This is a genomic window from Halalkalibacter oceani (assembly GCF_040544555.1).
In the GTDB taxonomy this organism is placed as follows: domain Bacteria; phylum Bacillota; class Bacilli; order Bacillales; family Bacillaceae_D; genus Halalkalibacter; species Halalkalibacter oceani.
Window position 1 is genome coordinate 1 of sequence record NZ_JBEPKD010000044.1, and the last position, 13,056, is coordinate 13,056.

Annotated in this window: 11 protein-coding genes and 1 other annotated feature; all 11 genes read right to left on the reverse strand. The window is 47.2% G+C overall.

What is annotated here, in order from left to right; genetic code table 11:
* Positions 1-114: 114 nt before the first annotated feature.
* Positions 115-338, reverse strand: a binding site (T-box leader).
* Positions 339-1,799, reverse strand: a complete 1,461-nt coding sequence (gene gltX, locus ABMB67_RS22730) for a glutamate--tRNA ligase (protein ID WP_251224413.1) — start codon at positions 1,797-1,799, stop codon at positions 339-341.
* Positions 1,800-1,869: 70 nt separating this feature from the next.
* The gene (ispF, locus tag ABMB67_RS22735) at positions 1,870-2,358 is read right to left on the reverse strand and encodes a 2-C-methyl-D-erythritol 2,4-cyclodiphosphate synthase (RefSeq protein ID WP_354573417.1); all 489 of its coding nucleotides are present in this window, start codon (positions 2,356-2,358) and stop codon (positions 1,870-1,872) included.
* Positions 2,355-3,041: a 2-C-methyl-D-erythritol 4-phosphate cytidylyltransferase gene (gene ispD, locus ABMB67_RS22740; protein ID WP_251224415.1), complete on the reverse strand. Its 687-nt coding sequence runs from the start codon at positions 3,039-3,041 to the stop codon at positions 2,355-2,357. Before ispD ends, ispF begins: the two co-directional genes overlap by 4 nt.
* Positions 3,042-3,284: 243 nt before the next feature.
* A complete protein-coding gene (locus ABMB67_RS22745; protein ID WP_251224416.1) occupies positions 3,285-4,379 on the reverse strand; it encodes a PIN/TRAM domain-containing protein in 1,095 nt (364 codons plus the stop codon).
* A 185-nt stretch (positions 4,380-4,564) separates the two neighbouring features.
* Positions 4,565-5,641 (reverse strand): DNA integrity scanning diadenylate cyclase DisA, encoded by a 1,077-nt coding sequence (gene disA / locus ABMB67_RS22750; RefSeq protein ID WP_251224417.1) that lies wholly within the window; start codon positions 5,639-5,641, stop codon positions 4,565-4,567.
* A complete protein-coding gene (radA, locus tag ABMB67_RS22755) occupies positions 5,642-7,021 on the reverse strand; it encodes a DNA repair protein RadA (RefSeq protein WP_251224418.1) in 1,380 nt (459 codons plus the stop codon).
* 165 nt (positions 7,022-7,186) lie between these two features.
* The gene (gene clpC / locus ABMB67_RS22760) at positions 7,187-9,628 is read right to left on the reverse strand and encodes an ATP-dependent protease ATP-binding subunit ClpC (RefSeq protein WP_251224419.1); all 2,442 of its coding nucleotides are present in this window, start codon (positions 9,626-9,628) and stop codon (positions 7,187-7,189) included.
* 19 nt (positions 9,629-9,647) lie between these two features.
* Positions 9,648-10,724 (reverse strand): protein-arginine kinase McsB, encoded by a 1,077-nt coding sequence (gene mcsB, locus ABMB67_RS22765; protein WP_251224420.1) that lies wholly within the window; start codon positions 10,722-10,724, stop codon positions 9,648-9,650.
* Between the two features lie 6 nt (positions 10,725-10,730).
* Positions 10,731-11,261 (reverse strand): protein-arginine kinase activator protein McsA, encoded by a 531-nt coding sequence (mcsA, locus tag ABMB67_RS22770; RefSeq protein ID WP_251224421.1) that lies wholly within the window; start codon positions 11,259-11,261, stop codon positions 10,731-10,733.
* A 16-nt stretch (positions 11,262-11,277) separates the two neighbouring features.
* Positions 11,278-11,745, reverse strand: coding sequence for a CtsR family transcriptional regulator (locus ABMB67_RS22775; protein WP_251224422.1), 468 nt, complete (start codon positions 11,743-11,745; stop codon positions 11,278-11,280).
* Positions 11,746-11,964: 219 nt separating this feature from the next.
* A complete protein-coding gene (locus ABMB67_RS22780) occupies positions 11,965-12,750 on the reverse strand; it encodes a VLRF1 family aeRF1-type release factor (protein WP_251224423.1) in 786 nt (261 codons plus the stop codon).
* Positions 12,751-13,056 lie beyond the last annotated feature (306 nt).

The window sequence follows — 13,056 nt, forward strand, 5'->3', positions numbered from 1 at the left end:
CTAGACACCCTTGTCGTTGGCTAACAGTTACAGTGACCTTCACTGCTCGGGACTTGAACCCTATAGCCCATGCACATGCCGGGCACACCAAAAAAGCCTCTGTGCATTTTCATGCACAGAGGCGCAGCGCGCGGTTCCACTCTGTTATCGCAAGGCATACCTGCCCCGCGCTCTTTGTAGCGGATAACGACGCCACTCGCTTTTTCCTACTCTCGCATAATTTCAGAAAAAGGCTCAAGGGTGCATCTTCAAAGAAGCGGGTTTCAATCACTTTCAGCCAGGGTGATTGTCTCTGGATAACCACTGCCTCTTCTACTTTTCCCTCTCAACACGTTGATTTATTGATTTAGCAAACGTCTCAGTCTCGCACTTACGACCGCTTTCCCTAATACTTCAATCGAATCCGGCAGCTCCGGACCATGCGTCTGGCCGGTAACAGCCACGCGAATCGGCATAAACAGCTTCTTCCCTTTATGACCGGTAGCCTTCTGTGTCGCTTTAATCGCCGCTTTGATGTTCGCCGCGACAAAGTCGTCAAGCTGATCCAGTTCCCCGGCCAGATGTTCCAGCACCTCAGGAACCTGCTCTTCAGCCAAAATTTCTTTTGCTTCCTCATTATACTCAATTTCCGGCTTAAAGAACAACTCTGTTAAATCAACAATTTCAGCGCCGTACTGCAACTGCTCCTGATAAAGGCCGATTAAGCGCTTGATCCACTCATATCGTTCTTCATTTAGATCCTCAGGAACTCTGCCTGCTTTCTTCAAATGAGGCAACGCTAAGGCAACGACGGTATCAAGATCAGCCTTTTTCATATACTGGTTGTTCATCCAGGCAAGCTTATCCGTATCAAATACAGCCGGCGCTTTCGAAACACGCTCCAAGCTAAACTGGGCACTAAGCTCTTCGATCGAGAAAATTTCCTCTTCTCCGACCGGTGACCAACCGAGCAATGCGAGGAAGTTCACGAGCGCTTCCGGCAAATAGCCGAGCTCCTTATACTGCTCAACAAACTGAATGATCGACTCATCGCGCTTGCTCATCTTCTGACGATCTGGATTTAAAATGAGCGACGCATGGGCAAACTGCGGCGGCTCCCAGCCGAATGCCTGATACAGCATCACTTGACGGGGCGTATTTGACAGATGCTCCTCACCGCGAATGACATGTGAAATCCTCATCAGATGATCGTCCACCACGACGGCGAAATTATACATCGGAATACCGTCCTTGCGGGCAATGACAAAATCGCCAATTCCATCTGATTCAAATGATACTTCACCGCGCACAGCATCATTGATCCGGATGACCTGCCCTTCCGGAACACGGAAGCGAACAACGGGCTTTAGCCCCTTCGCTTCATAAGCTGCACGCTCGGCCTCCGTAAGGTCGCGGTCGCGGCCGCTGTATTTCGGCATTTCTCCACGGGCCTTCTGCGCCTCGCGCTCCGCTTCAAGCTCTTCCTCCGTCATATAGCAATAATACGCTTTTCCCTCTTCAAGCAATTGCTGAATGTATCTCTCGTAAATATCCATGCGCTCCATACAGCTGTACGGACCGTACTCTCCCCCGACATCAATGCTTTCATCCCATTCAAGCCCAAGCCACTTCAAGCTGTCGAGCAGCTTTTCCTTGGCACTCTCCACATTACGCGCCTGATCGGTATCTTCAATTCGCAAAATGAAGGCCCCGCCCTCCCGTTTAGCGAGCAAATAATTAAAAAGCGCTGAACGGGCTCCTCCTATATGTAAATGCCCTGTTGGACTTGGTGCAAATCTGACACGAACTTCCCTTTCCATTGGTAACACCTTCCGTTTCTAGCATATTTGCATGCTCGTTTTTTTATTTTAGCATCATCGTCATAGCCGTTCAATTCTCTCCGTGCCGCTCGAGCAAAATTACCGCCTGGGCAGCAATTCCCTCACCTCTGCCGGTAAAGCCTAGCTTTTCCGTCGTCGTCGCCTTGACATTAATCTGGCTGATCTCCGCCTCCAGCAAACCGGCGATCCGCTCCCGCATCACTCCGATATGAGGCGCCATTTTTGGTCTTTCGGCAATAATCGTACAGTCAAGGTTACCCAGTGCAAAACCGCGCTCCTTGACAAGAACCCAGACGTGCTCCAGCAGTTTGGCTGAATCGGCATCCTTAAAGCGGGGATCCGTATCAGGAAAATGCTTGCCAATATCCCCTTCGCCAATCGCCCCTAAGGCGGCATCGGAGATTGTATGTAATAGCACATCAGCGTCGGAATGGCCAAGCAATCCTTTCTCGTACGGGATCGTCACGCCGCCTAAAATGAGCGGGCGCCCCTCCACTAACCGGTGCACATCAAACCCTTGTCCAACTCTTACCGTCATCTGTTTCGCTCCCTTTCCTCGCTTATCAATTGAGCTACTGTCATATCCTCCGGCGTTGTCAGCTTGAGATTATGATAGCTCCCTTCTACAATCACGACCGTCTGACCGAGCCATTCAATCAGACTCGCATCATCGGTAGCTGTAAACCCTGCCTGCTCGGCCTTTGCATGGGCTTCTCGTAACAGCGCTGCCTGGAAAGCCTGTGGCGTTTGCACCGCCCAAAGCTCATCGCGCTTTAACGTTTCCACGACGCTGTCGCCTTCGACTCGTTTTATTGTATCCTTCACCCGGACGGCGGCGATAGCCGCCCCTCTCTCTCCTGCCTGCTCAACAAGTTCATCTATCACCTTTTGTTCAACAAACGGACGGGCTCCGTCATGGACGAGAATAATCCCGTCTTCCAGCAGGCTCTGCAATCCATTGCGGACGCTATCCTGTCGTTCCTCCCCGCCGGCTGTGACCGTTACTTTTTCAAAATGACTCTTATCCATCATCGTCCTCATCAACGCCACTTCCTCTGCATTGGCCACGACAACAATGCGACGGCAATTCGGGTCCTTTTCAAACAAGCGCACGGTATGAACGATGATTTCCTCGCCCTGCAGCTTTAAAAATTGCTTATTCTTACCGGCCTTCATTCGTTTCCCCTGACCAGCCGCCGGGATAATTACACTGTACTTCATGCTCTTCTCTCCTGTCATAATCGTTCTTATTTTAGCATGTTCCTCTTCCGATTACATATATTTTCTTAGAAGGAACGTATCAAACAGGAAAAACGCTGCAAGTATCTCCCCCGAATCAACCGGAACATTTAGGATGCTTGCTGATCTTTCGAGAAAAGGAGAGCCGGTTTGGACATCCCTGACAAGCCAAAAGAGAAGCGCCTCCCTCCTCTTATAAAAAAGAAGGCAAGCGCTACGGTGTCATTATAATGCTTTTTCCAACAGCTTTGGCTTTGCAAAGATCATCCGGCCCGCACTCGTTTGCAGAACACTCGTTACCACTACATCGAGATGCTTGCCGATATAATCACGTCCCCCTTCGACAACAATCATCGTTCCATCGTCTAAATAGGCAACACCCTGGTGCTGTTCTTTTCCGTCCTTGATTACTTGCACATTAAGTTCTTCGCCCGGAAGCACAACGGGCTTTACCGCGTTGGCCAAATCATTAATATTTAAAACCGCTACCCCTTGGAGCTCGCATACTTTATTTAAGTTAAAATCATTCGTTACAACCATACCCGAAGAGATTTTTGCAAGCTTCACAAGCTTGCTGTCAACCTCGGAAATATCCTCAAAGTCACCTTCATAGATTTCAACATTGACCGGAAGTTCTTTTTGAATTTTATTCAGAATATCCAATCCACGTCGACCGCGGTTACGCTTCAGCACATCAGAGGAGTCTGCAATGTGCTGAAGTTCTTCCAGCACAAATTCAGGAATGACCAATGTCCCCTCCAGGAAACCCGTTTTGCAAATATCGGCAATGCGACCGTCGATAATGACGCTCGTATCGAGAATTTTGAGCTGTTTTCCCTTTTTCAGATCAGCTTCCTCTTCTTCCTTCTTTTTGCCGAGGCCGCGGGTGAGCATCGTCAAATTCATCAGCTCATCACGCTTTTTAAAGCCGATTTGAAAGCCGAAATAGCCAAGAAAAATCGTCACGAAGATCGGGAGGACCGTGCTCACAACCGGGATGTTAATCGCATTTAATGGGATCCCAATTAAATAGGCGACAATAAGTCCAATAATCAATCCCATTGTGCCGAATAAAACGTCGGGAATCGGTGCGCGGACAATCGTCTCCTCCAACAGCTTCATCACATTGACAATATAATCAGCCAACCAAAAAGTGGAAATAAATAAGATAACTGCTCCGATAACTGCTCCTGCGTAAGAACTGTCTAACCACGAAGGAACATTACCAATATTTAAGATATGGATAAGTTCTGGGATGAATAGAAAACCTAATGTTCCTCCTACAAGAACGAAGAAAAGTTGAACAATCCCTTTTAACATCCATATTCACCTCCTTTTATTATTATAGACAAGTTCTCGATATCAAAACCTATCAAACTGGATTTCACATAAAATTCCAAGATTATTCTATACTTTTTAAACGCCTTAACCCGCTTTTTCTCTTGATTTTTTTAATTTTTTATTGTACTTTTTTTCAAATGAAAAGTCAACCAATAAGAGTGCGGCTAAATATGGCGGTCAACGAACAATTGCTCCTGAATCCGCGTTAATCCGTCCTTTATCAATTTCGCCCTCGCTTCTCCAATTCCTTCTACTTCATCCAATTCTTCGGTACTGGCGAACATAATGCTCGTTAAGTCGTCATACTTTTCGATCAGATTTTCAATGATGGCCGATGGGAGCCTCGGAATTCGATTAAGGATCCTGTATCCACGCGGTGAAACAGACTGTTCCTGAATATTAATGTTTTTCCCGTAACCGAGCGCCTTAACGATCTCGTGTTCATCAAGCAGTTCCTCCGCCTGCAGCTTCGTCAGTTCCTTCAGAATTTCGTTGACGTCTTGCTTGCGGTCCTTAACATAATCCTTCAAGAGCCAAACGGCTTCTTTTTCAGTATCAGCGACAAGCTCGCTTAATTGCATCGTAATCAGCCGACCTTCATCCCCGAGCTCATTCACATAGTTTAAAATCTCCCGCTTAATCCGCAGGACCATCTGTACGCGGTGGATGACCTGGGTAACCTCATGAAACGTCACGAGCTGTTCAAATTCGAGCGCCCCTAAATTGGTAATGCCCTGGTCCAGCACAGCACGGTATTTTTCCAATGTTTGAATCGCCTGATTCGCCTTCGTTAAAATCACGCCGATATCCTTTAAAGAATAGCGGTAATCACCTTGATACAACGTGATTACATTACGCCGCTGCGAAATCGAAACGACTAAATTCCCCGTCTGCTTAGCGACACGCTCTGCGGTACGGTGGCGGATGCCCGTTTCATTTGATGGAATCCCATTATTCGGGACTAACTGCGTATTCGCATATAAAATCTTCTTGCCGTCATCGCTTAAAATAATCGCCCCATCCATTTTCGCCAGCTCATAAAGGTAGGCCGGAGAAAAGTCGCAATTGATAAAAAAGCCCCCGTCGACAATCGACGGCATATCATTGTGGTAGCCAATGACAATAAGGCCGCCCGTCTTCGCCCTCAGGACATTGTCAATCCCGGCGCGCAGCGGCGTTCCCGGCGCGACCAGCTTTAATACGCTTTGAATGAATTCATTTCTTCTCTGCTCCTCACTCATTTATGATCCTCCTATTCCAACCTGTAGTGCCTCTTCCAATGTCGATACACCAACGACCTTCATCCCTTCAGGATAAGTCCAGCCACTAAGGTTCCGTGCTGGAATAACCGCTCTCTGGAAACCGAGCTTCGCTGCTTCATGCACCCGCTGTTCAATCCGCGACACCCGTCTAATTTCCCCTGTCAGCCCGATTTCGCCGATGACGACATCGGTCGGACTCGTAATTTGATTTCGAAAGCTCGAGGCGATGCTGATCGCGATCGCTAAATCAATTGCCGGCTCATCGAGGCGAATCCCGCCGGCAACGTTTAAATACGCATCCTGGTTTTGCAACAAAAGCCCGACCCGCTTTTCAAGGACAGCCATTAACAGCGATACCCGGTTATGGTCAATCCCTGTCGCCATCCTTCTTGGATTTCCGAAGCTCGTCGGTGAAATTAGTGCCTGCAGCTCGACGAGAACGGGTCTCGTGCCTTCCATCGAAGCAACGACGATCGAACCGGCCGCCCCCTGGGACCGTTCCTCCAAGAAAATTTCCGACGGATTGACGACTTCCGCCAGTCCCAGTTCCTTCATTTCAAAAATGCCCATTTCATTTGTCGACCCAAATCTATTTTTTACAGCGCGCAAAATTCGATACGTGTGATGGCGTTCACCTTCAAAGTAAAGCACGGAATCAACCATATGCTCAAGCAGCTTCGGCCCGGCGATCGAGCCTTGCTTCGTAACATGGCCGACGATAAAAATCGCGATCCCTCTTGTCTTTGCCATTCTCATGAAAGCCGCCGTACATTCCCGCACCTGGGCCACACTTCCCGGCGCTGACGTGATTTCCTCCTGATAGACAGTTTGAATGGAGTCGATGACGACTAAAACAGGCTGTACCTCGTCAATCGCCCGCTCAATTAACGCGATATCAGTTTCTGCTAACACATACAGCTCCTGCGATGATAAGTTCAACCGGTCAGCGCGCAGCTTCGTCTGTTTCACTGATTCTTCCCCCGAGATGTAGAGCACCCGTTGTCCCGTTTCTGCCAGCTTTGCCGAAAGCTGAAGCAGCAAAGTCGATTTCCCGATGCCCGGGTCTCCGCCAACGAGCACGAGTGAGCCTGGAACGACCCCGCCTCCGAGTACCCGGTCAAGCTCCTTCATCTTCGTCCCGATTCGCGTCTCCATGTCGCTCTTAATGGAGATGATCGATTGCGGCTTTGTGTTTCCTGTTGCAGTGGAAGTCACATAGCTTCGACTTGCCTGGCGCGCCGACTGTTCAAATTCCTCCACCATGGTGTTCCAGCTTTGACAGCTGGGACATTTGCCCATCCATTTAGCCGATTCATATCCACATTCCTGGCAGACAAATTTTGTTTTTCGTTTGGCCATCTTCTTGCCCTCCTAGTACACGATGCTTCCTTCTTTCATTGTAGCAGAAATATCAGCCAAGGGAGGGTTTCTCCTATATGTATGGTGAAAAGCCAAGGGATTATGCCTCTCCCTCGGCTTTTCTTGCTTATTAGCCCTTATCTCGAGTCATAAGCGAATCTATATTTACACTTGGAGATTCTCGCGGGTGATAACCGTCAACTCGCCGTCTTTGACGTCAATTAACGCTTTCTGCCCTTTAACGATCGTTCCTTTTAAGAGCTCTTCGGAAAGACGATCCTCCACCTGCTTCTGCAGGGCACGGCGTAATGGCCGCGCGCCATATTCCGGATCATAGCCAATGTCGGTAATTTTATCCTTGGCGGCTTCTGTTAACTCAAACTCAATCCCCTGCTCAGCTAAGCGAACTTTAAGCTGCTCGGCCATCAGCGTAATAATTTCCCGGACATGCTTCTTCTCTAAAGCATGGAAGACGATAATTTCATCGATACGGTTTAGAAACTCAGGACGGAAGCTCCGCTTTAACTCTTCCATCACTTTATCCTTCATATCGGTGTATTCCTGGCCATCCGTTCCTGTCGTAAAGCCAAGGAATTTATTTTTACGCAATGTGCTGGCCCCGACATTTGACGTCATAATAATCGCTGTATTGCGGAAGTCGACGGTTCTTCCTTTCGAATCAGTCAAACGGCCATCCTCAAGCACCTGTAGCAAAATATTAAACACTTCCGGGTGCGCCTTTTCAATTTCATCTAAAAGAATGACGGAGTACGGCTTACGGCGGACTTTTTCCGTCAGCTGGCCGCCTTCCTCATGACCGACATAACCAGGAGGGGAGCCGACGAGTCGGCTTGTCGCATGCTTCTCCATATACTCGGACATATCAATCCGAATGACGGAATCTTCATCACCGAATAGCGTCTCGGCAACGGCACGAGCCAATTCCGTCTTCCCCACCCCGGTCGGTCCGAGGAAAATAAAGGAGCCAATAGGACGTTTCGGATCCTTTAGTCCGGCACGAGCCCGACGAACCGCCTTGGAAATCGATTTAACAGCTTCCTCCTGACCGACGACGCGCTCATGAAGAATTTCTTCCATTTTCAACAGACGGTCTGTTTCTTCTTCAGCCAGTTTTGAAACCGGAATTCCAGTCCAGCTGGCGACAACCTGGGCAATATCGTCAACCGTAACCTCTGTATTTTCTTGTCCCTGCTGCTTCTTCCATTCATTCTTCATTTCTTCCAGTTCTTCGCGAAGTCTCTGTTCGGAATCCCTTAGCGATGCCGCCTTCTCAAATTCCTGACTTTGGACAGCCGCATCTTTTTCTTTACGGGTTTCTTCCAAGCGTCCTTCAAGCTCTTTCAAATTCGGCGGCGCTGTGTAAGAACGCAACCGGACTTTTGATCCCGCCTCATCAATTAAATCAATCGCTTTATCGGGGAGAAAGCGGTCAGAGATATAGCGATCTGACAGTTTAACCGCTTCTTCGATCGCATCATCGGTAATCGTGACACGGTGATGTGCTTCATAACGGTCACGCAGCCCTTTTAAAATTTGAATCGACTCCTCAAGCGTCGGCTCATTTACCTGAATCGGCTGGAAGCGGCGCTCAAGTGCTGCATCTTTTTCAATATATTTACGATATTCATCCAGTGTGGTTGCCCCGATACATTGCAGCTCACCTCTGGCTAGCGACGGCTTTAAAATATTTGACGCATCAATCGCACCCTCGGCTCCACCTGCTCCAATTAAGGTGTGCAGTTCGTCAATAAAGAGGATGACATTCCCGGCCTGACGGATTTCATCCATGACTTTTTTCAGCCGATCCTCGAATTCACCGCGGTACTTAGTACCGGCAACGACCGTTCCCATATCAAGTGTCATGACGCGCTTGTTGCGCAATGTTTCCGGTACTTCGTTGGCGATAATCGCCAATGCAAGCCCTTCGGCAATCGCCGTTTTCCCGACGCCCGGCTCACCAATTAATACCGGGTTGTTTTTCGTCCGTCGGCTTAACACTTGAATGACACGTTCGATTTCCTTGCTTCGTCCGATCACGGGATCAAGCGCTTCTTCGCGAGCAACCGCTGTTAGATCACGGGCCAGACTATCCAATGTAGGAGTATTGGCATGGCTGTTGCCCCCGCTCTGTTGCGATGAGCTGCCAACTTCATTGCTTCCTAAAAGCTGCAAGACTTGCTGACGCGCTTTATTAAGGCTGACTCCGAGATTGTTAAGCACCCGGGCAGCAACGCCTTCTCCTTCACGAATTAATCCAAGAAGAATGTGCTCTGTTCCAACATACGAATGACCAAGCTTTCTCGCTTCATCCATTGAAAGCTCAATCACTTTTTTCGCCCGTGGCGTGTAATGAATCGTTTTTGAACCTTCCTGGCCTTTGCCGATTAACGATTCTACTTCATTTTGAATCTTATCGGAACCAAGACTGAGCGCCTGAAGGGCCTTCGCGGCAATCCCTTCTCCTTCACGGATCAAGCCTAACAAAATATGCTCAGTACCAATATTATTATGGCCTAATCGAACAGCCTCTTCTTGAGCTAATGCCAATACCTTCTGTGCTCGTTCTGTAAAACGTCCAAACATCATTGACGTTCACCTCCATGGATTAATCGTGTTTTTCCTGTTCCAGTTTCATTCTCTCTCTGATTAATGTAGCTCTTCTTTCATCACGCTGGTTTGAAGATAGGACATCCCCGGCATATTGCTGGAGAAAGCCAGGCTGGGTTAAGATCATCAGCTCATTCAAAATCGTCGCGCTCAGCCCTTGAATCAACCCTAAGTCAATTCCCAGTCTAACATCTGATAATCGCTGGGTCGCCTCTTTTGACTCGATTAAGCGGCTGTGGCACAGAATGCCGTACGAGCGGCTGACCCGATCCTCCAGCTGCAGGCGGGAATGATCAAGCAGCATATTGCGCGCAGCTCGCTCCTGCTGAATTAATTGCAGCACGACTCCACGCAAGTCCTCGACGATATCTTCTTCAGATTTTCCAAGCGTAATCTGGTTCGATATTTGAAAGAGATTACCTAATGCTTCGCTACCTTCACCGTAAATTCCTCTAACAACAAGCCCTAATTGATTAATAGCGGGCAAAATCCGGTTTAATTGCTGCGTCATCGCAAGCGCCGGTAAATGCATCATCACCGATGCCCGTAATCCCGTACCGACATTCGTCGGGCAGCTTGTCAAGTAGCCGCGCTTCTCGTCAAAAGCATATGTCAATAACCCTTCTATCCAATCATCAATCGCATTGGCCGTCTGAAGCCCTTTCTCAAGCTGAAATCCCGGCCATAAGCATTGAATGCGTAAGTGATCTTCCTCATTGACCATAATGCTGACGGCTTCCTCTTTATCCAGCAACACGGCTCCATACTTTGATTGGTCGGCCAAATGCGGACTGATTAAATGCTTCTCCACGAGGACACGTTTTTCATTCGTCTTTAATTCATCCATCCGGACGAGTTCAAGCGGGCCGACTTCCTGAAACTCCTGTTGAGTCAGAGCCTCACCGATATGCTTCGAAACTGCATAGGATTCTTCCATCGAGGCAAGAAGAGGAAATTTATATTCCTCCAGATTTCTCGCAAGTCTAATGCGGCTGCTTAAGACGATATCTGAGTCAGGTCCGGCTTTCTTCGTCCATGGGCTGAGCGCTTCGGAAATAAAATCTTGGAGTGACATCTCTTACTATCCCTCCTTTTTATCATTTCGTTGTTCTAATGCACGGATTTCATCACGAAGTTCAGCTGCTTTTTCAAACTCTTCTTTTTCAATATATTGCTTAAGCTCCTGCTTCAGGGCGTCAATTTTTCGCTGTAATTGAATGCCGCCGCCAATTCGCTGCGGAATTTTGCCGGCATGAGCCTGATTTCCGCTGTGGACCCGTTTTAAAATCGGATCAAGCTTCGCTTCAAAGCTCTTGTAACAATGGGCACAGCCAAAACGCCCAACGCGGGTGAACTGCTCATAGGTCATTTCACACTTGTCGCATACAAGTTCCCGCACACTTTGAACCTGGCCTTGCCCTGTTTGTAACGGCTGCTCAAAATGCAAAAGTCCTGATAACAATTGATGGATGGAAAAGCTGTTTGTACCAGGAAACTGCTCTCCTTTTTCCTTCGCACATTGCTCACATATGTGGAACTCCGTCTTCTCGCCATTGATAATTTTTGTGAAATGAAGGCTCGCTTTTCGTTGATTACATTCCTGACAAAGCATTTTTTCCCCCTCCCTGCTATGCTTCTTTATACTTTAACGTTTTTAGCATCGCCTTTAAAATATTGGCACGCACCTCATCGCGATGAGAAACATTCGCCTGATAATGCATCCGGTCAACGGCACTGATCATCAACGTAGCTTCGCGCTTTGTTACAGCCTGTTCCTCATATAAGCGGATAATAATATTCTCGGCCGTATTTTGATCGACCTTCTGACCGATAATATCAATCATTTGATCAAACAAATCAACATGGTCATGGGGACTGATTTTAATGATCCGAATATATCCGCCACCACCTCGTTTACTTTCTACTAAATATCCTTTTTCAACAGTAAATCGTGTTTGAATCACATAATTGATTTGTGAAGGTACACATTGAAACTTTTTGGCAATTTCGCTCCGTTTAATTTCCAGCAAGTCGTCTCCACTTTTTTTTATTGTCGCTTTCAGATATTCTTCAATGAGATCGGATATATTCCTCATAGAGTGTCCCCCTTCCCATTTTTGACTTTGACTATCTTTGACTTTAAAAACATTATAATCGTTCTTTCCAAAAAGTGCAACTTATCTGCTTTTTATTAGTATAGCCATTCCTCTTCGATTGATAACAGTTGTTTCGTGTATGTATCGACTTTTTTAACGACGATAGAGGATAACGCCACGTTGAAAAACAGTGGGGGTCATCCTCTACGCTGTCCTATGTTAAGAAGCCAGTACTTCACTGACCACTTCGTGCGGCTTCACATTGGTGAAATTTTTCTTTACTCTATCAATATGCTTATAAGTAATATGCTGTTCAAATTCCTGCAATAATTCCGGGGGCCCGACTAAATATAATTTGCTCCAGCTCTGTTTTTTTGCTTGTTTTTGAACGATCGCCGCCAGCTGCTTATACCACCTTGCCTGATTCGCTTCAAAGCGTTGGTCGACTTGGTCGCGATGCGTCGCGCCAGAGGCCATTCTGTCTCTGGAAGCAAGACCCTCATATTGTTTCCAATCTTCATCTTCGACATCCCATTGATAGCTCACTTCACTTTCTACTTCTGCTAGGCTTGTCTCAATGATCGTGACCTCTTTCTTTTGAATCAGGACTACGCCTGAACGTGGGAAGGTTTCTTGAATATGGTAGAGCTGATCCAAGACGGGGTGCTTTTCCCAATGAAATTGATTTTCAACATTGACGTTCAATTTTTTCAATACCCAATTTCCATCAGCAGAAGCAATAACAACCACACTTCTTGGCATTTCTGTTTGCAGATCATGCACGGCGCTCGTCACCTGTTTTTTTATTTTTCTATAGTCATTCAGGTACCGGTCGTCACTAACTTGAATATATTCTTCAAGTTTTTTCAAGCCATTTTTGAGACGAATTTTCCATTCTCCTTTTTTCTGGTCCTGGTTTGATTGGTCGGTATTCAAATAAATCGTCAAGCAACCTTCTTCACATCTTTGCTCTTTCAACAGTTGGAGTTCCTTTTGCAATGTCATTTTACTCCTCCTTTAAAATTGAAGATGTTTCCACGTATCATCACTTTAACCGAACTAGCTTTTATCTAAACCTTTTTCATGGAGAAAAACCCCCCTCAATAAATCGAAAGAACTTTGAATCACCCCTGAAGCAGCGATAGCAAGCGTCACAGCTATGGACACTTTTTTAAACCCTATTGCTCTTCGCGCCTTGTGCGTTATCCTTTGTGCAAATAAAAAAGCACAATCCGCTTGGATTGTACTTTATCGCCCGGCAACGTCCTACTCTCACAGGGGGAAGCCCCCAACTACCATCGGCGCTGAAGA

What these genes read in the sequence shown, in the direction of transcription:
- ispD (WP_251224415.1), bottom strand. Translation starts at nt 3,041, where the DNA reads ATGAAGTACAGTGTAATTATCCCGGCGGCTGGTCAGGGGAAACGAATG.
- mcsA (WP_251224421.1), bottom strand. Translation starts at nt 11,261, where the DNA reads ATGCTTTGTCAGGAATGTAATCAACGAAAAGCGAGCCTTCATTTCACA.
- radA (WP_251224418.1), bottom strand. Translation starts at nt 7,021, where the DNA reads ATGGCCAAACGAAAAACAAAATTTGTCTGCCAGGAATGTGGATATGAA.
- gltX (WP_251224413.1), bottom strand. Translation starts at nt 1,799, where the DNA reads ATGGAAAGGGAAGTTCGTGTCAGATTTGCACCAAGTCCAACAGGGCAT.
- disA (WP_251224417.1), bottom strand. Translation starts at nt 5,641, where the DNA reads ATGAGTGAGGAGCAGAGAAGAAATGAATTCATTCAAAGCGTATTAAAG.
- ABMB67_RS22780 (WP_251224423.1), bottom strand. Translation starts at nt 12,750, where the DNA reads ATGACATTGCAAAAGGAACTCCAACTGTTGAAAGAGCAAAGATGTGAA.
- ispF (WP_354573417.1), bottom strand. Translation starts at nt 2,358, where the DNA reads ATGACGGTAAGAGTTGGACAAGGGTTTGATGTGCACCGGTTAGTGGAG.
- ABMB67_RS22775 (WP_251224422.1), bottom strand. Translation starts at nt 11,745, where the DNA reads ATGAGGAATATATCCGATCTCATTGAAGAATATCTGAAAGCGACAATA.
- clpC (WP_251224419.1), bottom strand. Translation starts at nt 9,628, where the DNA reads ATGATGTTTGGACGTTTTACAGAACGAGCACAGAAGGTATTGGCATTA.
- ABMB67_RS22745 (WP_251224416.1), bottom strand. Translation starts at nt 4,379, where the DNA reads ATGTTAAAAGGGATTGTTCAACTTTTCTTCGTTCTTGTAGGAGGAACA.
- mcsB (WP_251224420.1), bottom strand. Translation starts at nt 10,724, where the DNA reads ATGTCACTCCAAGATTTTATTTCCGAAGCGCTCAGCCCATGGACGAAG.